Genomic DNA, 23,430 nt, shown 5'->3' on the forward strand with positions numbered 1-23,430 from the left:
AAGCAAATTTGGGTCGAAAAAGTTTTGCGCTCCTTAATTTAAAATCTAATAAGGCAAAACTTTTGAGCCAGATATTTAGTGTTGTACGATGTTTAGTTTTTAAAAAGCCCCCACTCTGAAGCTTGGTATTTATCTTGCTTTGCTATTATATCAATTTGTTTTTGTATCTCCAAAATATCCTCCTTATTTAATGGCTCAAATTTATCGTAGAATCCAGATTCACGAGCTGGCAAATACACGGACTCCGGAAAAACCTGATCCTTAGCATCAAATGTGCGACCGAACACATGCACATGCAAAAAGGGCTTTTCGCCAGTTTTAAACGCCCAGTTGCCCATATCTTGATAATTTATTTTTACAACTTTAATTCCGCGATTATTCAAGCTCTTTTCCATTGCTTCACCGACAATCATTGTCAATCTCATTAATTCTATGGCAACAGCAGGCACAAGGTGTGTTCGGTCGGGAATCGACGCATCTTTAATACGAATACGAATATGCCCTCCATCGGTGCGACTGACGAAAGGTTTTTCATGTGATTCAACGATAAAATTTTCAGTTAGATAAATTTTAGCCATATTTTTAATAAAAGATATTTTGCCTTTTAGGGCTTTTTAAAAACTAAATTTCGTATAACGTATCCGAATAAACGAAGTTTTTCTGAAGCGTAGCGAAGAAAAATTTGCGAAAAGTCCGAGCTGAGGACTTTTCCGTTTATTCGGTGTTGTCCGAGGGTTCTTTTGCCCCTCATTAATGTAATTATATCAGATAAAAGGGCAAAAGAAAGCGCAGCGCCTCCTTGAGTTTCAAAAAATAAACTTTACCTTATTAAAAGAGTCCTTTTGGAATTTTTTTGGTCGTCCTATGGACAAGGATTGATAAATATGCTTATATAAAATATATTCAGCTAATAAAGGCTGAAAACTAACCAAAGGAGGGAATTATGTACTTTAATCTGCATGGTGTTCCGTGGCATATTGACAAAAAAGAAGTAGCAAGTCAGTCAGCCAACACTCCTGTGCCTCGGTCGTATTGGGTGGCCGGAATAATCATCGGCTTAGCTCCTTATGTCATCGTTGGGCTGGGAATATTATTTTCACGGTAGACGCTGCCTCGTGCCAGAAAGTTTTTCGGAACAATTTGGCACGGGGCTCTTTTTTTAAAAAAATTCCAAAAGGGCTCAAATATAAAAATAAAAAGTTTGTTTTTTTGAAATTTCGGACAACGTTTGCGTGTATCAGAAGTTTTTTCGAAATGAAATGAGAAAAAATTTGGGTGGAGAAAATTTGCTTTCCATATTATTTTATTTGAGCAAATTTTCGCAACCTGATACACGCTGTTAGGTGATGTATTTTTTAAAATTTTATAAACTCGTCGATTACAGATACCAATAATTAATAATACCCATCGCTGTTATAACGGTAAAAATTATTGTCGTAATCAAGATCCCAATTTGCCCAGCTTGTTTATAGGATTTCCATGACGAATACAACCAGAACGGTTGGGCAAGAAGATTGATAATAAGTCCAAACTGCGGATATTTTAACGAAGTCGCTATTTGAGCACCAATAGTTAAACCTGGCAGGGCAAATTGGGTTACCGAATTGAATAATTTTTCTTTGTTCATGGCAATGTTTATAAAATTTTTAAAAATATTTCATCTAACGTTAAGAATATCTGAAGTTCATTGTAGCATAGCGGAAATGAATTTGGGCCGAAAAAGTTTTGCTTTCCTTTATTCAAGTATCTAATAGGCAAAACTTTTGAGCCAGATATTCTTTGTTAAGTGATGTAATAAAAATTTTTCTTCCTTTTTGCATTTTAAACAGGACAATTTTATGATTCCAATTTCAGAGGGTTGAAGTTAGTTTCATAATCGTAATAATCTTCATTTTCAGCTTTCTTCAATTTCTCCACAACTTTGTAAGTAACGGGAGTCATAATAACTTCAACTACAACTTTCAGAAGCCAGCCAGACAATATCGAAGCCACAAGCAGGTTGGTCGGAATCACAGCATAAAGCGCAATCACATAAAATAAAATTGTGTTCACTCCTTCTCCGACAACAGTTGAGCCAATAGTCCTAGTCCATAAATATTTTCCTTTCGTCCATATTTTCATTTTTGCCAAAACATAGTCATTTAAAATTCCACCAGCCCAGACCGCGATCCAGCCACCAAACAAAATTCGAGGCACTTGTCCCAAAACACGAACATACGCACTGTTTGCATCAAATCCAGCGGCGGGCGGAAGTAAAACCACAATAGAATAAATCACACCAGCCAATACAGAGGCAAGCAAAACCATCCACACAACACTTCTTGCTTTGGCATAACCATAAACTTCCGTTAGCACGTCAGCAAAAATGTAAGTGAAAGGAAAATATAAAACTGTTGCGGATACTGTAAAAATTCCAAGTTGAACAATTTTGCCAGCCGTAATATCAGAAACAAGCTGAAAAGTAATATACAATGCTGTAATTAGCCCAAGGTATTTGTATTGCTTCATAAAATTGTCCTGTTTAAAATTCTTAATTAAAAAATTTTTATTATTTCACTTAACGTTTCGGCATCATCTGAAGTGCGAAGCATTTGGGTGCAGCGTAGCGAAACCAGATATGCCGTGTTGTGCGATGTTGCAAGACAACCACTCAATCTTATTCCGCGCTTTCTAGAAATATCCCATGCTTGAAACCTCCACGGTCTTCCATTTTTTTCTGGCGAACATCCTCCAGCGTTTTTAAATCCTCACCTTTCAGAGCGCAAATTGCATGCAAAACTTCTAAAATATCCGCAGCTTCTTCTACGCATGGATTTTCCAAAAACTCACTAACTTCTTCATGCAATTTTCGCGTCAAAGCCTCCTCGTACTCTTTACCTTCCACAATGCGAGTGACTGGCTCTTTACCATCTTTTTTAATAATGTCAGGAATATTGTCTCTCACTAGTTTTTCAAATTTCATAAGAAAAAAATGGAATTAAATTAATCTGGTTGTCTTGCAATTTCGCAGAACGTTTGCGTGTATCAGAAGTTTTTTCGAAATGAAATGAGAAAAAATTTGGGTGGAGAAAATCTGCTTTCCTTATTATTTCATTTGAGCAGATTTTCGCAACCTGATACACGCTGTTAGGCGATGTTTTATTCAGAAACAGAAACACGATTTTCAGCGAGCCAATTGTTGAATGCCTTATAGAATTCCCCGTTTATTTTCAGATCACTCAATATATCGTCATCGTTCTCGCCATTCATAATGTCTGCGCTTTTTTGTGGAGTGAATATATCAAGAGGCTTTACAGCCGTTTCCGTATTTGATTTGCCGTCCCATTCATTCACGTGAAGTATGTTTCGAACACTAATATCCCATGTCGCATCCACAATAATCCAATTGTCGTCAATTAACACCTCTAGCCAGACATGAGAACTTAAATCATCATGAGGAACATTCGAAATATCACTAGGCAAATCAAGCGAACTCCACAAAAAAGAGCAGACACGATATCTAACAGTAAGACCTTGCTCAACGAACAAATCTTTGAGTATTTTATGTTTACCACTACAGCAGACATCCTTTTCACCCAAGACGAGGGGAATTCTATAAGGCATATCTCGGACGCTTTTAAATGCTTCAATTATTGTCATAAAAGTTTCTGTTTCTGAATAAAATTTTGCCTAACGTTTGCGTGTATCAGAAGTTTTTTCGAAATGAAATGAGAAAAAATTTGGGTGGAGAAAATTTGCTTTCCATATTATTTTATTTGAGCAAATTTTCGCAACCTGATACACGCTGTTAGGTGATGTATTTTTTAAAATTTTATAAACTCGTCGATTACAGATACCAATAATTAATAATACCCATCGCTGTTATAACGGTAAAAATTATTGTCGTAATCAAGATCCCAATTTGCCCAGCTTGTTTATAGGATTTCCATGACGAATACAACCAGAACGGTTGGGCAAGAAGATTGATAATAAGTCCAAACTGCGGATATTTTAACGAAGTCGCTATTTGAGCACCAATAGTTAAACCTGGCAGGGCAAATTGGGTTACCGAATTGAATAATTTTTCTTTGTTCATGGCAATGTTTATAAAATTTTTAAAAATATTTCATCTAACGTTTGCGTGTATCAGAAGTTTTTTCGAAATGAAATGAGAAAAAATTTGGGTGGAGAAAATTTGCTTTCCATATTATTTTATTTGAGCAAATTTTCGCAACCTGATACACGCTGTTAGGTGATGTATTTTTTAAAATTTTATAAACTCGTCGATTACAGATACCAATAATTAATAATACCCATCGCTGTTATAACGGTAAAAATTATTGTCGTAATCAAGATCCCAATTTGCCCAGCTTGTTTATAGGATTTCCATGACGAATACAACCAGAACGGTTGGGCAAGAAGATTGATAATAAGTCCAAACTGCGGATATTTTAACGAAGTCGCTATTTGAGCACCAATAGTTAAACCTGGCAGGGCAAATTGGGTTACCGAATTGAATAATTTTTCTTTGTTCATGGCAATGTTTATAAAATTTTTAAAAATATTTCATCTAACGTTTGCGTGTATCAGAAGTTTTTTCGAAATGAAATGAGAAAAAATTTGGGTGGAGAAAATTTGCTTTCCATATTATTTTATTTGAGCAAATTTTCGCAACCTGATACACGCTGTTAGGTGATGTATTTTTTAAAATTTTATAAACTCGTCGATTACAGATACCAATAATTAATAATACCCATCGCTGTTATAACGGTAAAAATTATTGTCGTAATCAAGATCCCAATTTGCCCAGCTTGTTTATAGGATTTCCATGACGAATACAACCAGAACGGTTGGGCAAGAAGATTGATAATAAGTCCAAACTGCGGATATTTTAACGAAGTCGCTATTTGAGCACCAATAGTTAAACCTGGCAGGGCAAATTGGGTTACCGAATTGAATAATTTTTCTTTGTTCATGGCAATGTTTATAAAATTTTTAAAAATATTTCATCTAACTCGTTATTATACGAACCTTTATGTATAAACAATACACTATATTGCGTATTATGCGAAATAATGATAGTATAACAACATATTAAATATAACATTTTCAAAGAATTATGCAAACAGAGCTTCAAAAAACAGAGCGAGAATTAAAAATCAAGAATTATAGCCCCAAAACTATAAAAAGCTACCTTTATGGCTTGCGAGAATACTTTTCTTTTAAGGGTAGCGATTTTACAAAGATTGATCAGGAAGATGTTCGAAACTTTTTGCTCCAATGTGAGAGAAAGCACATTTCGCCTCAAAGCAGAAATCTATATTTGAATGCTATCAAGTTTTACTACCGTAATGTGCTGAAAGATAACAAAAAAATCGAAATTCCATCTGCTAAAAAACCAAAGAGCTTACCTACTGTTTTATCGAGAAACGAAGTAAGCAGGATTTTAGAATCAACTAAAAATGCAAAGTATAAACTTTTGTTGTCACTCGCCTATGGAGCAGGGTTACGGGTAAGTGAAGTTGTATCTCTAAAAGTACAAGATTTAGATTTTGAAGAACTAACTGTACATACTAAACAGGCAAAAGGACAAAAAGACCGGATAAGTGTAGTGCCGGAAAGTTTGGTTGATAGTTTGAAAAATATGGTTGCAGGAAAGGCAAGAAATGATTTTGTCTTTGCGAGTGAGCGAGGTGGAAAGCTAACTACAAGAACAGCACAGAAAGTTTTTGAAAATTCGCTCGCGGATTCGGGCGTAAAAAAAGACGCCACTTTTCATTCACTTAGACATTCCTTCGCCACGCATTTGCTGGAAAACGGAACTGATGTGCGTTATGTGCAAGAGCTTCTTGGACATCAAAATATCAGAACAACCCAAAGATATACGCAGGTTACTAATCCAATGCTAAAAAATATTAAAAGTCCACTATGATAAAAATGAGGGAAGCCCGCTTTTGGCCCAAAATGAAGTTCGAGCCGATATTTTTTCAGGTTCTTTGGTAGTTTCTCAATCCGAAAGGGGTCGCTTCTGCGGGCGGGCGGAAGGGGGGTCTGGGGAGAATTCCGCCACGCCCGAGCGAATACAAAAAGCGGACAGCCCCGCCGTCCTGCTCGTTCAGAGTAGAGCCCCGCACAAAAGTTTTCTTTTCCTTTTAAAAGAAAAAAATCGGCGTGCGCAAATCAAAAAATGTGAAGAAAACTTTTTTGCGGAGAGAGTGGGATTTTCGCCCTCCCTCGAAGACTCGGTCAGTTGTCCTGGGTAGCGACGAATGCTCATTTATTCGCATCCGTCGACACTCGAGGACTCGCTCCTACCCGTTCGAATCCCTTACTTACTTTTCACAAATTTCCCTAAAAATAGAGAGTAGCTCTATTTTTAGGGAAAAAATAGCGGAGAGGGTGGGACGAAGTGAGAACTTATTGTTTATCCACAATATAATTTCCCTCCCCATCCCCAATTCCTTTTTTTGCAATCCTGTAAGCCCATTTAGGTATTTGTGGACAAGCTTGATTCAGCTTATCTTTCTGCTCAGAAAAATACTTTAGTTTTTCTGTTAAAAGCTGCTCAGACTCATCGTGCCAACAGTCTATAGACCAAAACATCCGCACTTTATTCATTAGTGAATCATAGTTATTACCAGCATTCAAATGAGCACCCACTTTTTCATTTGGATTTAAGAAAGTCATTACCCCAGAAAGCATAACGACAAGAATTGATAGTGATCCTGAAAGAATATGGTTCGGGTCAAATTGAGAAAGTCCAGAGGCGCCCGCAATCGCCGACATGAGCACCATAGGGATACCTATCCAGAAATGAAAATTACCCCAAAAGTGTGATGCGGAAAAATGCCCCTTTGAAGAATACAAAAGTACTTCCTCAATGCGTTTAGCTTCCTTAATGATTTCTTCCTTGGTTTTTGATACCACCTTTTCGCCAGTTGTTGGTTGTTGGTTATCCATATGTAGGAAAGTAATCGCCAAAAATTTTAATCCACATATCAACGGCATCCTTCACATAGCCACGTGCTTCATAATCTTCAGCTTTAATCGCTCTATCATAAGCTAGTTGAAATTTAGTAACAGCTTCTTGAATCTTTTCATATGTATTTATGTAACTACCAACATCGCCACCATATCCAGCAGGATCAAGATTTTTTTGTGCAACAAGTGTTCGCCCTTTGTCAAAAAAATATCTTACTCCTGAAGGAAAATCAGAAATTCTAATACCCTCTAGAACCTCTAGGGCAATAACTTCGAGATGGAATGAACTAAAATATTTTCCATTATTTTTATTCCACGCTTTAATCATTTTTATTAGCGGGACAAAGTCGTTATTATGGGCTTTATTGGCAATAGACATTATCTCAACATGCTTTTTGGGGTCAGTTGAAATCCAGCTTTGATTTATAGAATTCGGTATAAGAAAACCACCACCTTTTCGCTTAAAACCTGGAACAACATCAACAACAAAATCATCAAATCTGATTGTGACAGCTTGTCCGTTCCTACTTATGTCCGGTGTTTTTGTGTACGTTTTTTTAAGTGTTCGTCTGACGTAATCAAGTAACCCCGCCTGATTTCCGTTTTGACCATTGAAATGATGATAGTGTTCAGAGTTTAGAACAAAAAATATATCAATATCAGCTTCTTTCAGTGGGGTAATAAGTGTTTGACGAGAGTATGAACCAGTTAAAAATGAAAATGGGTCAATTAAGTCTATTCCCACCTCCATAACTCTACGAACCCCTTTTTGACGAGCTGAAATTGTAGCCACCTGTGGACTAGTAATCTCAAGATTCTTTTTAAGTTCCAAAAATGACTGTGAAATTGTAGTCGCCATGGTAATTTACTTCAAAAAATATTCCACACTCTTTTTATATAACCCTGCAAAACGTTTCACTTCCAAAATATCAAGACGATATTCCCCCGATTCGACACGGGAAATATAGGATTGTGGACGTTTTAGCTTCTTGGCTACGTCAATCTGTCGAAGTCCCGCTTCTTTACGGGCTTTTTTGAGTTGTTCGATAAATCGGGCGTATTCTTTGGTGTGTATTGTTCTTCCCATATATATACTATCAGCGTATATGCGGAAAATCAATATCTAAACTTTGGATATTATGATATAGTGAAAAAGTAATCCTTAAGAAGTATTTTATGTCGGAATCTCTTTGGATTCTTCTTACTATGGGTATCATCGCTCTTGCTTTGCGCTTGGCGATATTTTTTTTCCAAAAGAAAAAAAAACAAGAAGGAATCTTGCCTTACAAGAAACGGGAATCATTACTCACTCCTACAGAGAAAGAGTTTTTTGTGGTTCTACTTGAAGTAGTCTCTGATACGTATTTTATTTTCCCCAAAGTCCGCATGTCCGATATTGTTTCTATTCCAAAGATGAGAAACAAAGAGTATTATCATTTCTTCAATAAGATCCAATCGAAACACGTCGATTTTTTGATTTGTGATAAAGAAACTATAGAGCCGATTCTTGCGATTGAGTTGGACGATTCTTCTCATCAAAAGCCCAGCCGTCAATCACGGGATTCGTTGGTAAATGCTATTTTCGAAAGTGCCAGTCTTCCAATTCTCCATATTCCTACGACACACTTGTATGAAAAAAATGTGCTTTCCGCCGAAATAGGGCGTGCGCTTTCTCCAAAGGAAACTCTTGAAAGTGCGTAAAAAGCGAAGAAAATTCTTATTTTCTTCGTAAGTGTCCGAAAGTATATTGTCGCCCGCAGTCAAGAGAGTCCGCGACCTTGACGGCGACAGGGCGACGATATACTAAAACCACACCTCTTTAATAAGACAATCTTCTACAATACGTCCATTTCTTGTGCAATCCATATATAATTTCTCACCCATCTCTTTTAATGGAAGTATTAAATCGTACGTATTTCCATTAGAACAAGAATAATCAAAACGTCTGTCAGCAACTACAATTGAAGTTCCTGTAATCATTCTACAAGTAGACCCATCATGCATTACTACATACCAAGGAACTTGATTTTTAAAATTCTCTCCATTCTGATTTCTATATTCCACATCTTTAACAGCTAAAATGATAGGGTTTTTATCTTCGGGATGGTTTGGGCAAGTGACTGTTGTAAAATTAGATGCATCTTCAAAGCAAGGATCATAAATATATTTATTAGAAAAACATCGCAAACTGTCCCCGCGAAGGCTTGCAATACTTCCCAAACATTCTACTTCCTCAAGAGATTCAAATTTGGCATTATCAATAAGTTCGGGAACGTAGAAGAAAGATTCTGACGTCTTTTTAAATTGAATACTTTGAATCGTTACAATTACAGAAGGAATTGCTATTAGGATGGCAATAATCCATTTATATTCTTTTGATATATACTTTTTCAAAGAAATAAAAAATTGAAATATTTTTTGAAACAATTTTCTCATAAAGTATTGACTTCTCTATTTTTTAGAATTACGCTTATCTGAAATATTGTCTATATGAATAGAATAGCATCCCTTCCTCAAAGAATATACCGCCACCTCCTACTTTTGCAAGCTCATGATGAATTTATGAGTGATGTTATAAAATTACGAGAAAAAGGAGGGAAATTGATAAAAATAATCGAAGAAGAAGAAGATGGGGACTTCCCCCTTTATTATGAAGAAACTCAAGATTTTGATAAAGAAGTTAGGGAATTACGAAATGTATACGGACTTTCAGAAGTCTATCATTTTCTTTTTAAGTCTTTTGTTAAGTGGGGACGGGTTCATGAAATTCTTACCAAAGAAAGTATTGTACGAGTAGAAACAATACCAAGTGACGAAGAAATGCGCGAATATATTCCCTTTGATCAGAAAATTGCCATTGAAATTTTTCCTGAAACAATGCTCAAAGATATCGTTAATAATTGGAAAAAAATTTCTCAAGAAAGAGATAGGCTTTATAAAATAAAAAAGAGAAAAATGGAACGATTCTCACAAAGAGATAATCTAGAACGAGATTTGGCAATTCTCCAATTTAGAAAAGAAGGAAAATCAGCAAAAGAGATTGTTCGACTTATTGCAAAAAATACTTCTTTTAAAAATCGAATTATAGGATACGAAGAAGTTCCAAAAATTATAAAGCGCCTTAAACAAAGAGCAAAAGATAGTCTTCCAAGTAAGGAAACCTAATTCACCTTATACACCACTTATATAAAGTCATACTCTCGCGGTATGACTTTTTTATTTTCTCTACAACTCAGAAATCGACTTATCGACTATTTTTTGCGAAAGCATAAGGTCGAGATTTCACATTCTCAAGCCGAAGAATTTCTCCATTCGATGGCGTGTTTATATTCGCAGTTTAAGACAAAGAATGCAAAAGTGTCGCCTTCGCCCGTCATTGGGCGAAAAGACGCGTTGCATTCTTTCTTGACTTGATTATATGCACACATCTACGGGAAAGTATACGGAATATATTACGAAACGAGTTTTCATTTCTGGGAATGAAATAGAATATTATCACTACAAAGAAAAGGGACTTCTTCGAAATTATAAACGAAAAAAGCGAAACGAAAAGAAAGCTCAAAAAGAAAAAGAAAGTCAAAAGCAAAAAGCACAATCCACTATTCAACGTACAAGAAAAGAAATTCGACGAAGGGTAAATGCTAATTCACAGCTTATAAAATTTCTCACACTTACTTTCAAAGAGAATGAAACGGATATTGAAAAAAGTAATAGAGTTTTCAACCTCTTTACTCAAAGAATGAAAGATCGCTTTCCCGAGTTTCAGTATCTAGCGGTTCTTGAATTTCAAAAGCGTGGAGCAATACATTATCATCTTCTTTGTAATCTTCGTTACATAAAAAAGAAAGAATTGGAAAAGATATGGGGACAGGGATTTATTGATATTAAGCGTATAAAGCACGTTTCCAATCTTGGAAGATATATTTGTAAATATCTTCAAAAAGATATGTTTGATGAAAGAATGTTTGGCAAAAAGAAATTTTTTTGTTCACAAAATCTCAAAAAGCCTATAGAACTTACAAATGAATTTGCACAAGCATTTCTTTCTGATTCCTCGCTTTGTTTAGAAAAAGAATGGGAGACACAATTTGAAAATGAATATATGGGTAAAGTTGATTATATTATTTATCGTTTATTTAAAGCTTGATTCTTTAATTTTTTTAGAGTACATTCTAAATATCTAAAAAATAGATATGGACTACATTCTTTACGCAAGGAAATCAACAGAAGATAAAGGACGACAAATTCTTTCTCTTGAATCGCAAATTGAAACCATGCAACGACTTGCTAAGGATTTGAATGTGTCGATTGTAAGAGTTATCACTGAATCAAAATCAGCAAAAATGCCCAATAATCGACCACAATTTGAAGAAATGCTTTCTCTTATAGAAAGAGGTGAAATAAAAGGGGTGTTTTGCTGGAAGCTTGATCGTCTTTCTCGCAATCCCATAGATAGCGGAAGGATTCAGTGGCTTTTGCAACAAGGGATTCTTCAAGAAATTCAAACGGCAGAAAGAAAATACCTTCCTGACGATAACGCTCTCATTTTTAATGTAGAAAGTGGAATGGCAAATCAATATATCCGTGATTTGAGTAAAAATATTCATCGGGGCATACGAACAAAACTTGAAAAAGGTGGGTATCCAAATTATGCCAAAATTGGATATGTTAATGATACAATTCAAAAAGCTGTCATTCCTGATAAGGATCGTTCTCAATATGTCAAACGAGCTTTTCAGCTTTATGCCAAAGGAAGTTATAGCATAAAAGAAATTTCCGATATTCTCTATGAAGAAGGTTTTCGCTCTCGTGGTGGATATAAATATAACAAAAGTAAGATTCACAGAATTCTTCGGGATCCATTTTACTACGGGACAATGTACGTTCATGGAAAATATTATATAGGGAATCACATTCCACTTATTAGCAAAAAACTTTTTGATGATGTGCAAGAAATCTTTTCGGGTAAAAATAGAAGTCGTTACAAAAAGCATTTCTTCCCACTTCGTGGATTTATGACGTGTAATGTTTGTGGTTGCCTTCTTACTGCTATTGAAAAGAAAGGTTTTACTTATTATTATTGCACGAATGGAAAAAAGAACTGCCAAGAACATAAAAAATATCTTCGAAGTGAACATGCTGAAAAACTTCTTGCTTCTACTCTGAGCACAATCCAATTTGATGAAGAATTTATTGATATTTGTTATCAAGCCGATAAAGAGAAGAATCAACAAGAGAAATGCTCTTTCGAGAATATTCGTGTAAATCTTCAAAAACGGCTTGAAAATATCGCCCTACAAGAAAGTCGCCTTCTTGATATACAATTAAGCGGAAACTATACCGAAAACGTTGTAAACGCGAAATTAAAGGCTATAAACAAAGAATCTATAGACATTCAAACCAAACTTAAAACACTTGAAAAAGAAACTTTCAAATCTTCCTTTCGGACTTTAGAACAGACAAAAAAAGTCTTTCTCACCGCTTGTTTAGCCCATAAAGAGTTTTTAGAAGCAGATGATCACAAAAAACATACTATCCTTCAAGAAGTACTTTTGAACGCTTCTATTCAAAATAAAAAAATTGCTTCGTATAAACTAAAACAGCCCTATCAGATACTTGCGAATGTATCCGATAAGACTGATTTTGCACAGATGCGGAGAGAGTGGGATTCGAACCCACGGACCGATTTTACTCAGTCAACACATTAGCAGTGTGCCCCTTTCGGCCACTCAGGCATCTCTCCTTGTTCTTTATTTCAAAGAGTATCATATATCTACCTACAAAATCAACTCTTTAGAAAATTGACAATTAAAAAGTAAAAAAGTTATAATTCTCCCTGCTAAAATGAGCAAGAATCAAAGGAGATACCTCCCATGCAAGAGAAAAACTTTCACGAAGAAAAAAATGTACATGAAGAACCTTTCAATCAATTTCTTGATCTTCTGGAAGAATATTTTCCTCCTGAAAAGGAAGATGAACTAACGTCAGTGGCCATACTCGGCTCTGATTAATTAAATCCCGGACGCACATATTCTTTTTAAAAAATTGTGTGTTCGAGTTTTTTCTTGACTTATTATGAAAAAAAAAGTATTTTTCTTCTGTCGAGAATCTTCGACAGAACCTTAAAAAACAAACCCAAAAAAGAGGATTTAATAATGAAAACAAGCATTTTTTCCATCAACAATCTTCAAACTCTTTCAAAAGAAGAGTTTGCGAAGAACGTTCTTCTTAAAGAAATAAGTCGTCAACTCGAGGAAGAGCAGGAAAATTATGAGTCGCAGAGAAGAATTGTCTGCGAAAGTGACGTTCCTAGATTTGCCGATCCCAATGATCGAGCGACTCGAGAAGAAACATCCGCTGTCGCAGAAGCATTGCTCCGCGGTATGGGGGCAAGGATTGAAAAACTCCGTGCAGCGGAAAAAAGGATTACGATTTCCATTCAGAAGAAGAATTTGGATGAAATTTTGTCTTGCCACGAATGTGGTGAGGGATATCCTTAGAGAAAGGCTTTTATCACAGCCAACGACAAGTATGTGTTTTGACTGCAAGGAGAAGCAAGAAAATGCTACGCAACGACTAAGAGGAAATCCTCCTGGTCATTATATATGGCATCAGCATTATCATTCTGCGTAATTATTTTTAACTAGAGTTCCTCTCATTTTGCGCGGATCCATGTATCCGCGCTTTTTTTTTATTTTTTTCTCCTTTATACTCTAGAAGCTATTTGTTTTTTACTTTATGATTTTTCATCTCGATACCCCCATTTCTAAACTTCCCGGCATAAAAACTCAAACAGCTAAACGTCTTGAGAAACTTGGCCTTTTTACTCTTGAGAATCTTCTTCGTCATTTTCCCTCACGGTATGAAGATCTTGGAGAAGTTCAATCTATATCAAAAACAAAAAAAAATACGAATGTTACCGTATCTGGTTTAGTAAAATCTTTTGAATCCAAACGATCTTGGAAACGAAAACTTCTTATCAGCGAAGCGGTTATCGACGATGGAACTGGTTATGTTCGCGTCATATTTTTTGGTCAAAGATTTTTAGAAAAAACATTTCAAGAAGGAAATTATGTTCGTCTCAGTGGTACTATGGAATTTCAAAATGGAGAGAGAATATTTCATTCTCCAGAATTTGAATCTGCTTCGAAAAAACCTGTTCACACAGGACGTATTGTAGGTATATATCCAGAAACATATGGAATAACATCCAAATGGCTTCGTTGGAGAATAATGGAAGTACTTCAAAACATTCGTGAAGTTAAAGATATTCTCGATGAAACTATTCTCGAACGATATCATCTTCCTCATATCATAAAAGCATTTGAAGATGTTCATTTTCCCAAAACACTCGACCATGCTCTTATAGCAAAAAAACGATTTGCATTTGAAGATATGTTTGTTTTGCAACTACGAACCCTACGAGCAACCAATAAATGGAAAGATATTTCTTCAAAACAAATTCCTCTTCCAAAATCCCTCTCCTCTCTTACTTCCGTACTTCCTTTTGAACTCACTATCGATCAGGAAAATGCTTTGAAAGAAATTTTCGATGATCTTAATAAGCCTCATCCCATGAATCGCCTTCTCAATGGTGATGTTGGCTCTGGAAAAACTGCAGTAGCCCTTCTCTCTATGCTTCATGTGGGAAAGAATGGATTTCAATCTTCTCTTTTGGCTCCAACTGAAATTCTTGCTTTTCAACATTTTGAAACTGCTAGGAAATTACTTTGTGATTCCAATCTTTCTCTTGTACTCCTTACACGATCATACCGACTTCTTGTTCATACCTCTGCAGGAGATACAGTACAAACAATTCCAAGAAATAATATTCTTCGAGCTATAAAAGAAAATTCTATCCATATTGTTATCGGAACTCACGCAATACTTCAAGAGGATGTGCAATTTTCTCGTTTAGCCCTTGTTATTATCGACGAACAGCATCGTTTTGGGGTGGGTCAACGTTCTCATCTCCAAAAGAAACTTATCGAGAGTAAGGATGGCATATCAGAGGCCACACCGCATCTTCTCTCCATGACAGCGACACCTATTCCGCGAACACTTTCTCTCGCCTTTTTTGGAAATTTAGACATTTCTCTTTTAGAAAAAATGCCTAAAGGAAGAAAACCTATTCAAACAAAGATAGTTCGCACAAATCAAAGAAAGGAAATCTATCAATTCATACGAGGAAAAATACAAGAAGGACGTCAAGTATATGTCGTTCTCCCTCTCGTAGAAGAATCAGAAGCGTTTGTAGGTACTAAAGCTGCCATAGTCGAACATCAAAGATTGCAAGATGAGATTTTTCCAGAATTTCATATAGGTCTTCTTCATGGAAAAATGAAATCTTCTGAAAAAGAAGAAATTATGACTCTTTTTAAAAAAGGAGATATTCACATACTTGTAGCCACCTCTGTTGTGGAAGTAGGTGTGGATGTTCCTAATGCAACTATAATGATTATCGAGGAAGCGCATCGATTTGGACTTTCTCAACTTCATCAATTTCGAGGAAGAATAGGTCGCGGAGAACATGAGTCGTATTGTTTTCTTTTTGCTGGAGACGACATGGATGCTCCGTCACGCAGAATGAAAATTCTCGAGGTAAACTCTAGTGGATTCACTATTGCTGAAGAAGATCTCAAACTTAGAGGTCCTGGCGAATTTTTTGGGTCACGCCAATCAGGAATACCCGATATTGGTATGGAAAATCTTACCAATATAAAACTCGTAACCTTCGCCAAGAAAGAGGCTCAGGAAATTCTCAAAAAAGATCCTCTACTTTCCGAACACTCACTCATCCTTAAGAGACTTGATGATTTCGATAGAAATGTTCACTTAGAATAGAAATTTTCTTCCGAAGTAACGGAAGGTTTTTCATACATTTGCTGAGGAGAAAAATCATCTATTTCTTCTGTTTCTTCTTCTGAAATACTCGTCGGCTGTGAAAGATTTAAGAAAGTAGAAGAATTTAAATATAAAGCTAAGCCTATAGCAATAATACCCAAACTGATAATTCCAAAAAGAAAAAGAGAGCTTATTTTTTTCATATATTTTTTTATTAAAAAATCTTTATACAATATATCACAAAAATAATTATCTTTGTACCATTCCTTATTCAAAGTAGCCCCAAGTATTCATTTATTCTTCGTTCATTCCTTGTCCGGGGTAGCGCCAAACGCTCACTTATTCGCGTTTATCAACACTCGAGGACTCGCTTCTACCCGTTCGATTCCCCTCTCTTCATTTTTCTTTTATAAATTTTGGTAGACCAAGTTAGAAATTCTTGGAACACGCTTATTGTAGAACTTAATGAATGGGCCGTATTCAGGAAACAAGAGATAAATGCCGGAAATACTACTTAAATAGGGTAAATTACCGCATGATGCACACTACTAGTAAGGAATGGAACTTAGTTCTTACACAAAGCCATACCCACGATAATTCTAAAAAATCAATGTTTAGGGGTTTCCCTACGAACATCGTCTCCGTCAGGTATCATTCTCTTGCAAAACTCAAAGCATGATGGGTCTATTTTGTTAACAGCGTATCGATTAAAAATAACAAGCAAATCACTGCCAATTCCATCGCTATTCAATTCCAAATTATATATATTATTATGTGTCAAAATAACACAACTAATCTCCTTAAAAGCATCCGATTGAAATAGCCCTACCTTCACACAATCACCCTTCATACTATTGGCTACATCACGCTGCTCTCTGAACACCCCAATGGTCTCTATCTTGGGGTCCTTATTGAAGGTTACGAGTGTGTTTCCCATATTAAAGAACAACTGCAATGCGATTTGTTCCTGATTTATACCGTCATCAAAAAGAGCAGAATTTATAGCAATAATAAGGGGGTCTTTTTCTCTTACACCATTTTTAAGATATTTTTTCCTATAATTGTCAATCTTTCTCTCGATTGCTGTTTTTATCCGAAGAGCAATTGGATCTGTCCGTTCATTCACTAAGCCTCCAAACACAATGAGTCCTCCTTTGATTACATCACTTATTAACGGGAGTTTATTTCCGTCTTCCTCCGTTCCGTTTTTAGGTGCAGTTACTTCAATCCAAGTATCTTTACCTGAGATTTCTGTCTTGAAATCAGGAAGTCCGTCCTCCCGCTTTTTTATTAAGCCAAATTTAACATCAAAAAGTTTGGTACAATATATCTCCCATATTCTCTGGTCAAAATCTTTTTTTATTTCATCTACAAGTTTTTTATCAAGAAACGTTGAGAAATTCATATACCAGTCGCCAATTTTATCCCTGACAAAATTAACGCGCTCATCATCTGCCAAGCAAAGCATCGCATACGGAACACTCCATTTTAATTCACTCGCCCTTTGCTTAATCGCGGCTGAATTATTGTATCTAGAAATTTTTTGAGGGAATAATTCCTTGTCCATAAATAAATACTATCAAAGATATTTTCAGTATTATTGGCATCTATCTTATGAGTTCTTAAAACAAAATGGGCACCACTGGCCTCGCAATATATTATTCGGTGTCGCCTCCCAATTGTGCCCTCTCTCACATTGCCATTTCAATTTTGTCTTATTGTTTGCATAGACGCTTGATAGGCATTTCCCTTTCTTCGTTTTAGCAAAATTCATCATATCTTGAATTGTCCGTTTCACCCTCAATGAGCAATACGGACACCAACTTCCCCGCATAATATTTGATGGCTGTGCTGACCATATATGTTCCTTTACGCATACCCACTTTAATGGGCTATGTATACTAATAAATTCATCTGAAAGACACTTACCTCCTTTTTTCGAGGCTAACCTATTCATGTCCGCGATTGAATATTTTCTAATTTTTTCCGCAATTATTTTATTTGAACACTTCGGACACCAATGTCCACCACGTATACTGCCAGGCGTAGTTTCCCAAATATGTCCCTCTGCACATTGCCATCTAAGCTTCGTCCGGGCATCAAGATATTGTGCCGAGAGACATTTTCCCCCTCTGCTCAGGGCAATAGCTCTCATATCTTGAATACCTAACACTGGCCGACTTGAACACTTCGGACACCAATATCCCTGCTTAATTTGCGTTGGTGGCGCCTCCCATTGATGGCCCTTTTTACATTTCCAAAGTAAAGGGATAAATATACCAAGATAATATTTTGAAAGACACTTTCCTCCGTTTTTTTCAGCTATTAATTTCAACTCTCCGATGTTCTCATCAGAATAAACATCAAAGGTTCTATAATCTATTTCTCCAATTCCGGTAGGAATACCTATTCTCAGTTCTTTACATCTCTTGACGATATAATCTTGCAACTCATCTAGCTTGATGTAGTAAGGGATTTCGATAAGCACAACGTCATGCTTCTTACATAAATCGCGCTTCAGACGGTCTCTCTCTAGAACAGAATTGTTATTGTAAGAACCAAAGAAATTCCTTTTCAATGGGTAGTGTTGAACTCCTTGATATTCGAACGCCAAATTTAGTTCTTTGCAGTAACCGTCTAATTCGAGAGGGCGATTACTTTTTGACATCAACCACTTGGGTCGCGTTTTAATAAATCGCTTTTTGGAAATCGCTTCAAACATTTTTTTACAAATCCTCTCATTACGGGCAGAAGAACACTCGGGACACCATTGTCCCTGTTGAATACTTGCAGGTTTCATCTCCCAAATATGAGCACGAGAACATTTCCACTGGAGCTTAGAATGAGCGGTTGTATATTCATTTGATAAGCATTTCCCTCCTCTGAACTTCGCAATCTCGCGCATTGCTTCGATGCCCAACATCTGTCCCTTCCCTCTTTCTTTATACGAACATTTCAGGCACCAACTACCTTTGCGGTTTCTTGAACCCAAAATCGAGGAAGGCTTTGCTTCCCAAATATGTCCAAGGCCACATCGCCACTTGAGCGCAGTAGAGAGGTTGATGTAAACCGCAGAAAGGCAGGCTCCACCCCTCGCTTTAGCAGTAGCCTTCATTTTTTCAATTGTATGGTTTACGAGGTTCATCTTGACGAGAAATAGTGTTTTATCTAATGCAATAGTATAAGAAGAATTAGTAGTTGGCAATGGACACCATGGAACGTTTGAGTCTCTCATTTCGGAAAGCCTATTTATGCGGTGTCAGCCTGGTTACATAAAGTCTGCGCATATTACTCCTCGCTCACAAAATAACCCCTTGTATCCACTCAGAAAATTAATTAAGTGCTCGGGCGTGTAAGGGAGCTCTAGTCGGAAGCGCCTTAACTAACAGGCATGGAACAAAATACCCCTATTACCATCACCATCGCTTAGAGTGCACAATAAATTCAAGTTCATCTTGTCCGGGGTAGCGCCAAACGCTCACTTGTTCGTGCTTGTCGACACTCGAGGACTCGCTCCTACCCGTTCGATTCCCCTCTTTTTTTAGTAAAGTTTTTATATATACAAAAACCCTCTGAGAGGGCTTTATTATTTTGGTAGCGCTAAGGGGAATCGAACCCCTGTTGCCAGGATGAAAACCTGATGTCCTAACCACTAGACGATAGCGCCATATATTATATATCACTTTCTATTCTTTCTATTATCTCCCGTTTTTTATATGAATTATTTTTTAATTCATATTCTCTTTTTCGTGCCTGAGTTTTTGTATTATAAGCTTCATAGTAAACAAGCTCAATTGGAATTTTACTTTTTAAAGAACGTGTCTTCCCTTGATTATGATCCTTTATTCTCTGTCTAAGATCCTGTGTGTATCCAATATAGTAATATCGCTGACTTTTGCTTTTCAAGATATATACATAAAACATATACTCCTTATTAGGATGTCACCCAAAGGGTGATCAATCTTTGATTGAAAAACCTGATGTCCTAACCACTAGACGATAGCGCCAGAGATGGTACTTTCTTACACTTTTTTCTTGCCACGAATAGTATCATAGCGTATTCTTCGAAAGAATCAAGAGGGGGAAATATTTCTTAATAAAACAAGTTTATTTTTTATGCCAAGCACAAAAACACTCTTTCTCTATTATCTTGGATCACAATCTGGAATAGGAAATTCAACACTTTCCATTTTGGCCGAACATCTTCAAGATCCATCCTCCTCTTTGGCTGATTTAGAATTACAATCAATTCTCCTTCCTGAAAATAAAAAAATTGTAATCAAGAAAATGTATGAATCCTTTGATGAAGCTATTCTGTACGAAGAACTCTCTTCTTCTGCTATAGATATTATCTCTCTTTGTGATGAAGACTATCCTAAACTTTTAAGAGAGATTCATCAACCCCCAGCAATTCTTTTTCTTCGAGGATCTCGAGAAAATCTCAAAAAACAATCCATTTCTCTTGTAGGAACTCGAAAGCCGACTCGTTATGGTATTGATGTTGCAAGGACATTATCGCGAGAATTAGCGAATGCAGGTTTTGTTACTATAAGTGGTATGGCCTTAGGTATTGATGCTGAAGTTCATCGTGGGACATTAGATGCTCAAGGTCAAACAATTGCTGTTTTAGGAAATGGCCTCGCTGATAGTCAAATTTATCCTCGAGCTCACTTCCAACTCATGCAATCATTACTTCAATCCGGAGGAAGCGTTCTCAGTGAGCTTTGGCCAAACGTCCCCGCTTCTACCGGAACATTTCCTGCGCGAAATAGAATTATTTCTGGACTCTCTATGGCAACGGTAATTATCGAGGCTTCCGAAAAAAGTGGGACACTCATTACCGCTCGATTTGCTCTCGAACAAAACAGAGAAGTCTTTGCTGTTCCGGGATCTCTTTTTTCTAAACTTTCCGAAGGTCCTCATCAACTTATTCGATCCGGAGCGCATATTGTTACTTGTACTCAAGATATACTTGATGTTTTCCCCTCGTCGCCCACCCAACTACAAGAAGAGCCCTCTAGAAAAATAAATCTTTCCGCTGAAGAATCTTCTATTCTTACAGCATTAGAAATTGAACCCAAAGATAGGCAAGATCTTTGTCATTGTACAAAATTAACTCCCGCAAAACTTGCCATAAACTTGACATTCCTAGAAATGAAAGGTTTTATAAAAGACATTGGAAATGGTTTGTATAGAAAAATATAAAATGTATTTTTAAAATTTAAAACATTCTCTTTCTGTATTGTATATAGAATCTAAAAGTTCCTTACATAAAATATTATTTTTTCCTTATGAAACTTCTTATCGTCGAGTCTCCCACAAAAGCAAAAACTATAAAAAAATTTCTCCCCAAAGGATATGAGGTTATTTCTTCTTTTGGACATCTTCGTGATCTTCCGAAAAGTACCATGGGCATCGATATTGAACATGATTTTGAACCAAAATATGTCATCGCTCGCGACAAACAGAAATATGTAAAAGAGATAAAAAAACTTGCTGAAAAAGCAGAAATAATAATTTTAGCAAGTGATGAAGACCGCGAAGGAGAAGCTATTTCATGGCACCTTCGTCATATTCTTGACGATAAAAAAACAAAAAGAGAATATCAACGAATCGTGTTTCATGAAATTACAAAATCAGCTATAGAAACCGCTCTTCAAAATCCAAGAGAAATAGATCTTAATCTTGTAAACGCTCAACAAGCAAGAAGAATTCTCGATAGATTGGTTGGTTATGAACTCTCTCCCCTCCTTCAAAAGAAAATACGAAGAGGCTTAAGTGCAGGACGTGTTCAATCAGTAGCATTGCGCTTTATTGTCGAGCGCGAAAAAGAGCGTGAATCTTTTAGTCAAAAAACATACTATACATTTCGAGCGAAACTTTCAGATTCAATTTCTTCTCTTTCTTTTGAAGCTCATCTTCTCGAAAGAAACCACCAAAAAATCGAGCAAACAGAAAAAATACCAGTTTTTTCTGGAGAATATAGCGTAACATCTTCTTTGATTTCTTCCGAAAAAGAAGCTGTCTCTATAAAAAAAGATTTGGAGTCTTCTCTTTTTTCAGTAGAATCTGTAGAAAAAAAACAAACAAAACGAACCCCCCAACTACCATTTACAACCTCAACACTTCAACAATCCGCCATTAATCGTCTCGGGTTTTCGTCCAAACAAACAATGAGTCTTGCTCAAAAACTTTATGAACAAGGTCTTATTACCTATATGAGAACCGACAGTGTGAATCTTTCTCGAGAATCTGTTGAAATAGCAAAAAATGTTATCGAAAGAAAATTTGGAAAAGTTTATGCGCTTTCTTCTCCACGTTTTTTCAAAAATCGTTCTAAAAGAGCTCAAGAAGCGCACGAAGCTATTCGTCCAAGTTATCCAGAGAAATCCCCTGACGATCTTCTTTCTCATTTAGATTCTCGAGAGCATCGTCTTTACAAACTTATCTGGGAGCGATTTATTGCATCTCAAATGGCTCCGGCTATACTCAATATTGTTCGTACACTCATAATAGCCAAAGGTAATGATTCTTATCAATTTTCCGCTTCTGGATCAAGTGTCGAATTTGACGGATTTCTTGCTCTATCTTCACGAAAAAATTATGACATTCAAGAAGAGCTCCCTCCTCTTGAAAAAGGAAACTCTTTGGATCCTCAAGAAATTTTTCTTGATGAGAAAGAAACATCAGCACCTCCTCGATACAACGAAGCTTCTCTTATAAAAATTTTGGAAGAACGAGAAATTGGAAGACCTTCCACCTATACACAAACTCTTTCCACACTTTTTACTCGAGAATATATTGATCATGATGAAAATAAGCGTCTTTATCCCCTAGAAATAGGAAAATCAGTATGCGATCTTCTTTCTCAACACTTTACGAATATTGTTGACATAGACTTTACTGCGACTATGGAGAAAACGCTAGATGATATCGCCGATGGTCAAGCGAATTGGGTTCCTGTAATAGAAAATTTTTATCATCCCTTTCACGAAAATTTAGAAAACAAAACGAAAGAAATAAAAAAAGAAATTCAGTACACTGGGGAAATGTGCCCTGAATGTGGAAAAGAACTCATCATTAAACACAGTCGCCATGGAAGTTTTACAGGGTGTTCAAATTACCCAGAATGTTCTTATATCAAGAAAGAAGTTTCAGGAGAAATGTGCCCTGATTGCGGAAATGAACTTATTATAAGACGCGGTCGTTTTGGAAGTTTTACAGGGTGTTCAAATTACCCAGAATGTTCCTATATCAAGAAAGATTTGATTTCCACAGGAATACTATGTCCAAATTGCAAGACTGGAGAAATCTTAGAACGAAAATCTCGACGAGGAAAAGTTTTTTATGGATGTAATGGCTACCCCAAATGTAAAACCGCCTTTTGGGACAAACCAACAGCTGACCAATGTCCTCAATGCCATTCTCTTCTCGTACAAAAAGCAAATAATACTATTGTCTGCTCAAACAAAGAATGTTTAAAAGAAAAATCTTCAGCAAAAAAGTCTAGTGTAAAAAAACCTGCCCCAAAAAAGTCTAGTATAAAAAACCTGCCCAAAAAAAATCTATAAAATAATAAAATTCTTTTATAATAAAAAACCCCTAAGTATCCTTTCCATGGATTTA

Annotated in this window: 25 protein-coding genes, 2 tRNA genes and 1 pseudogene; 10 read left to right on the forward strand and 18 right to left on the reverse strand. The window is 36.3% G+C overall.

From position 1 onward, the window contains the following. Positions 1–92: 92 nt before the first annotated feature. The 8 genes from IPN70_01100 to IPN70_01135 form a co-directional block, all read right to left on the reverse strand. A complete protein-coding gene (locus IPN70_01100) occupies positions 93–578 on the reverse strand; it encodes a hypothetical protein (protein QQS61515.1) in 486 nt (161 codons plus the stop codon). 800 nt (positions 579–1,378) lie between these two features. Then, a complete protein-coding gene (locus tag IPN70_01105; protein ID QQS61516.1) occupies positions 1,379–1,627 on the reverse strand; it encodes a hypothetical protein in 249 nt (82 codons plus the stop codon). 209 nt (positions 1,628–1,836) lie between these two features. Further along, the gene (locus IPN70_01110; GenBank protein QQS61517.1) at positions 1,837–2,508 is read right to left on the reverse strand and encodes a queuosine precursor transporter; all 672 of its coding nucleotides are present in this window, start codon (positions 2,506–2,508) and stop codon (positions 1,837–1,839) included. 148 nt (positions 2,509–2,656) lie between these two features. After that, entirely contained in the window at positions 2,657–2,962 is a 306-nt protein-coding gene (locus IPN70_01115) for a nucleoside triphosphate pyrophosphohydrolase (protein ID QQS61518.1), read from the reverse strand. A 176-nt stretch (positions 2,963–3,138) separates the two neighbouring features. Further along, positions 3,139–3,639, reverse strand: a complete 501-nt coding sequence (locus IPN70_01120) for a hypothetical protein (GenBank protein QQS61519.1) — start codon at positions 3,637–3,639, stop codon at positions 3,139–3,141. 187 nt (positions 3,640–3,826) lie between these two features. After that, positions 3,827–4,075: a hypothetical protein gene (locus tag IPN70_01125; GenBank protein ID QQS61520.1), complete on the reverse strand. Its 249-nt coding sequence runs from the start codon at positions 4,073–4,075 to the stop codon at positions 3,827–3,829. A 191-nt stretch (positions 4,076–4,266) separates the two neighbouring features. After that, positions 4,267–4,515 (reverse strand): hypothetical protein, encoded by a 249-nt coding sequence (locus IPN70_01130; GenBank protein ID QQS61521.1) that lies wholly within the window; start codon positions 4,513–4,515, stop codon positions 4,267–4,269. A 191-nt stretch (positions 4,516–4,706) separates the two neighbouring features. Continuing rightward, positions 4,707–4,955 carry a hypothetical protein gene (locus IPN70_01135; GenBank protein QQS61522.1) on the reverse strand — a complete coding sequence of 83 codons (249 nt, stop codon included), beginning with the start codon at positions 4,953–4,955 and terminating at the stop codon, positions 4,707–4,709. A 143-nt stretch (positions 4,956–5,098) separates the two neighbouring features. On the opposite strand from IPN70_01135, the gene IPN70_01140 reads away from it, so the two are divergent. Continuing rightward, on the forward strand, positions 5,099–5,911 hold the full coding sequence (locus IPN70_01140; GenBank protein ID QQS61523.1) for a tyrosine-type recombinase/integrase: 813 nt from the start codon (positions 5,099–5,101) through the stop codon (positions 5,909–5,911). A gap of 485 nt (positions 5,912–6,396) precedes the next feature. Here the strand turns inward: IPN70_01140 and IPN70_01145 are convergent, their stop codons facing one another. Genes IPN70_01145 through IPN70_01155 form a run of 3 tightly spaced genes read right to left on the reverse strand, consistent with a single transcriptional unit; the run spans position 6,397 to position 8,047 of the window. Beyond that, positions 6,397–6,939: an SLATT domain-containing protein gene (locus IPN70_01145; GenBank protein ID QQS61524.1), complete on the reverse strand. Its 543-nt coding sequence runs from the start codon at positions 6,937–6,939 to the stop codon at positions 6,397–6,399. Then, entirely contained in the window at positions 6,932–7,819 is an 888-nt protein-coding gene (locus tag IPN70_01150) for a nucleotidyltransferase (GenBank protein QQS61525.1), read from the reverse strand. The genes IPN70_01145 and IPN70_01150 overlap by 8 nt, the downstream gene beginning before the upstream one ends. Before the next feature lie 6 nt (positions 7,820–7,825). Beyond that, a complete protein-coding gene (locus IPN70_01155; GenBank protein QQS61526.1) occupies positions 7,826–8,047 on the reverse strand; it encodes a helix-turn-helix transcriptional regulator in 222 nt (73 codons plus the stop codon). Between the two features lie 89 nt (positions 8,048–8,136). On the opposite strand from IPN70_01155, the gene IPN70_01160 reads away from it, so the two are divergent. Next, complete coding sequence (locus IPN70_01160) at positions 8,137–8,661, forward strand: DUF2726 domain-containing protein (protein QQS61527.1); 525 nt, start codon at positions 8,137–8,139, stop codon at positions 8,659–8,661. A 102-nt stretch (positions 8,662–8,763) separates the two neighbouring features. Here the strand turns inward: IPN70_01160 and IPN70_01165 are convergent, their stop codons facing one another. Next, positions 8,764–9,396: a hypothetical protein gene (locus IPN70_01165; protein QQS61528.1), complete on the reverse strand. Its 633-nt coding sequence runs from the start codon at positions 9,394–9,396 to the stop codon at positions 8,764–8,766. A gap of 54 nt (positions 9,397–9,450) precedes the next feature. Between IPN70_01165 and IPN70_01170 the strand changes: the two genes are divergently transcribed. The 3 genes and pseudogenes from IPN70_01170 to IPN70_01180 all read left to right on the forward strand — a co-directional run bounded on the left by IPN70_01170 (position 9,451) and on the right by IPN70_01180 (position 11,600). Then, positions 9,451–10,125, forward strand: a complete 675-nt coding sequence (locus tag IPN70_01170; GenBank protein QQS61529.1) for a hypothetical protein — start codon at positions 9,451–9,453, stop codon at positions 10,123–10,125. 253 nt (positions 10,126–10,378) lie between these two features. Next, positions 10,379–11,107: a protein Rep gene (locus IPN70_01175; GenBank protein QQS61530.1), complete on the forward strand. Its 729-nt coding sequence runs from the start codon at positions 10,379–10,381 to the stop codon at positions 11,105–11,107. A 46-nt stretch (positions 11,108–11,153) separates the two neighbouring features. After that, positions 11,154–11,600, forward strand: a pseudogene (locus tag IPN70_01180) (recombinase family protein). Positions 11,601–12,614: 1,014 nt separating this feature from the next. On the opposite strand, the gene IPN70_01185 reads toward IPN70_01180, so the two are convergent. Then, positions 12,615–12,703, reverse strand: a tRNA-Ser gene (locus IPN70_01185). A 130-nt stretch (positions 12,704–12,833) separates the two neighbouring features. On the opposite strand from IPN70_01185, the gene IPN70_01190 reads away from it, so the two are divergent. From IPN70_01190 to recG, 3 genes are all read left to right on the forward strand, one after another. Beyond that, entirely contained in the window at positions 12,834–12,971 is a 138-nt protein-coding gene (locus IPN70_01190) for a hypothetical protein (protein ID QQS61531.1), read from the forward strand. 144 nt (positions 12,972–13,115) lie between these two features. Then, positions 13,116–13,460: a hypothetical protein gene (locus IPN70_01195; GenBank protein ID QQS61532.1), complete on the forward strand. Its 345-nt coding sequence runs from the start codon at positions 13,116–13,118 to the stop codon at positions 13,458–13,460. A gap of 238 nt (positions 13,461–13,698) precedes the next feature. Continuing rightward, complete coding sequence (recG, locus tag IPN70_01200; GenBank protein ID QQS61533.1) at positions 13,699–15,804, forward strand: ATP-dependent DNA helicase RecG; 2,106 nt, start codon at positions 13,699–13,701, stop codon at positions 15,802–15,804. Here recG and IPN70_01205 read toward each other — a convergent pair. From IPN70_01205 to IPN70_01225, 5 genes are all read right to left on the reverse strand, one after another. Beyond that, positions 15,792–16,007 (reverse strand): hypothetical protein, encoded by a 216-nt coding sequence (locus IPN70_01205; GenBank protein QQS61534.1) that lies wholly within the window; start codon positions 16,005–16,007, stop codon positions 15,792–15,794. The genes recG and IPN70_01205 overlap by 13 nt on opposite strands. Positions 16,008–16,411: 404 nt before the next feature. Further along, positions 16,412–17,371, reverse strand: a complete 960-nt coding sequence (locus IPN70_01210; GenBank protein QQS61535.1) for a hypothetical protein — start codon at positions 17,369–17,371, stop codon at positions 16,412–16,414. 45 nt (positions 17,372–17,416) lie between these two features. Beyond that, the gene (locus IPN70_01215) at positions 17,417–18,727 is read right to left on the reverse strand and encodes a hypothetical protein (protein QQS61536.1); all 1,311 of its coding nucleotides are present in this window, start codon (positions 18,725–18,727) and stop codon (positions 17,417–17,419) included. Positions 18,728–19,396: 669 nt separating this feature from the next. After that, a tRNA-Glu gene (locus IPN70_01220) sits at positions 19,397–19,471 on the reverse strand. Between the two features lie 5 nt (positions 19,472–19,476). After that, a complete protein-coding gene (locus IPN70_01225; protein ID QQS61537.1) occupies positions 19,477–19,728 on the reverse strand; it encodes a GIY-YIG nuclease family protein in 252 nt (83 codons plus the stop codon). A 192-nt stretch (positions 19,729–19,920) separates the two neighbouring features. Here IPN70_01225 and dprA point away from each other — a divergent pair, with 192 nt between their 5' ends. Together dprA and topA are read left to right on the forward strand one after the other, a co-directional pair. Next, on the forward strand, positions 19,921–21,009 hold the full coding sequence (gene dprA / locus IPN70_01230; GenBank protein ID QQS61538.1) for a DNA-protecting protein DprA: 1,089 nt from the start codon (positions 19,921–19,923) through the stop codon (positions 21,007–21,009). A gap of 86 nt (positions 21,010–21,095) precedes the next feature. Next, positions 21,096–23,375, forward strand: coding sequence for a type I DNA topoisomerase (gene topA, locus IPN70_01235; protein ID QQS61539.1), 2,280 nt, complete (start codon positions 21,096–21,098; stop codon positions 23,373–23,375). Positions 23,376–23,430: the final 55 nt, after the last annotated feature.

The sequence above is a fragment of the Candidatus Moraniibacteriota bacterium genome (assembly GCA_016699795.1).
GTDB lineage: Bacteria > Patescibacteriota > Minisyncoccia > Moranbacterales.

Bases quoted from the DNA above. Each gene is read 5' to 3' on its own strand.
- IPN70_01165 (QQS61528.1), bottom strand. From the start codon at position 9,396: ATGAGAAAATTGTTTCAAAAAATATTTCAATTTTTTATTTCTTTGAAA.
- IPN70_01140 (QQS61523.1), top strand. From the start codon at position 5,099: ATGCAAACAGAGCTTCAAAAAACAGAGCGAGAATTAAAAATCAAGAAT.
- recG (QQS61533.1), top strand. From the start codon at position 13,699: ATGATTTTTCATCTCGATACCCCCATTTCTAAACTTCCCGGCATAAAA.
- IPN70_01115 (QQS61518.1), bottom strand. From the start codon at position 2,962: ATGAAATTTGAAAAACTAGTGAGAGACAATATTCCTGACATTATTAAA.
- IPN70_01170 (QQS61529.1), top strand. From the start codon at position 9,451: ATGAATAGAATAGCATCCCTTCCTCAAAGAATATACCGCCACCTCCTA.
- IPN70_01175 (QQS61530.1), top strand. From the start codon at position 10,379: ATGCACACATCTACGGGAAAGTATACGGAATATATTACGAAACGAGTT.
- IPN70_01210 (QQS61535.1), bottom strand. From the start codon at position 17,371: ATGGACAAGGAATTATTCCCTCAAAAAATTTCTAGATACAATAATTCA.
- IPN70_01150 (QQS61525.1), bottom strand. From the start codon at position 7,819: ATGGCGACTACAATTTCACAGTCATTTTTGGAACTTAAAAAGAATCTT.
- IPN70_01215 (QQS61536.1), bottom strand. From the start codon at position 18,727: ATGTTGGGCATCGAAGCAATGCGCGAGATTGCGAAGTTCAGAGGAGGG.
- IPN70_01225 (QQS61537.1), bottom strand. From the start codon at position 19,728: ATGTTTTATGTATATATCTTGAAAAGCAAAAGTCAGCGATATTACTAT.
- IPN70_01190 (QQS61531.1), top strand. From the start codon at position 12,834: ATGCAAGAGAAAAACTTTCACGAAGAAAAAAATGTACATGAAGAACCT.
- IPN70_01110 (QQS61517.1), bottom strand. From the start codon at position 2,508: ATGAAGCAATACAAATACCTTGGGCTAATTACAGCATTGTATATTACT.
- IPN70_01120 (QQS61519.1), bottom strand. From the start codon at position 3,639: ATGACAATAATTGAAGCATTTAAAAGCGTCCGAGATATGCCTTATAGA.
- IPN70_01135 (QQS61522.1), bottom strand. From the start codon at position 4,955: ATGAACAAAGAAAAATTATTCAATTCGGTAACCCAATTTGCCCTGCCA.
- topA (QQS61539.1), top strand. From the start codon at position 21,096: ATGAAACTTCTTATCGTCGAGTCTCCCACAAAAGCAAAAACTATAAAA.
- IPN70_01105 (QQS61516.1), bottom strand. From the start codon at position 1,627: ATGAACAAAGAAAAATTATTCAATTCGGTAACCCAATTTGCCCTGCCA.
- IPN70_01160 (QQS61527.1), top strand. From the start codon at position 8,137: ATGTCGGAATCTCTTTGGATTCTTCTTACTATGGGTATCATCGCTCTT.
- dprA (QQS61538.1), top strand. From the start codon at position 19,921: ATGCCAAGCACAAAAACACTCTTTCTCTATTATCTTGGATCACAATCT.
- IPN70_01145 (QQS61524.1), bottom strand. From the start codon at position 6,939: ATGGATAACCAACAACCAACAACTGGCGAAAAGGTGGTATCAAAAACC.
- IPN70_01125 (QQS61520.1), bottom strand. From the start codon at position 4,075: ATGAACAAAGAAAAATTATTCAATTCGGTAACCCAATTTGCCCTGCCA.
- IPN70_01195 (QQS61532.1), top strand. From the start codon at position 13,116: ATGAAAACAAGCATTTTTTCCATCAACAATCTTCAAACTCTTTCAAAA.
- IPN70_01155 (QQS61526.1), bottom strand. From the start codon at position 8,047: ATGGGAAGAACAATACACACCAAAGAATACGCCCGATTTATCGAACAA.
- IPN70_01205 (QQS61534.1), bottom strand. From the start codon at position 16,007: ATGAAAAAAATAAGCTCTCTTTTTCTTTTTGGAATTATCAGTTTGGGT.
- IPN70_01100 (QQS61515.1), bottom strand. From the start codon at position 578: ATGGCTAAAATTTATCTAACTGAAAATTTTATCGTTGAATCACATGAA.
- IPN70_01130 (QQS61521.1), bottom strand. From the start codon at position 4,515: ATGAACAAAGAAAAATTATTCAATTCGGTAACCCAATTTGCCCTGCCA.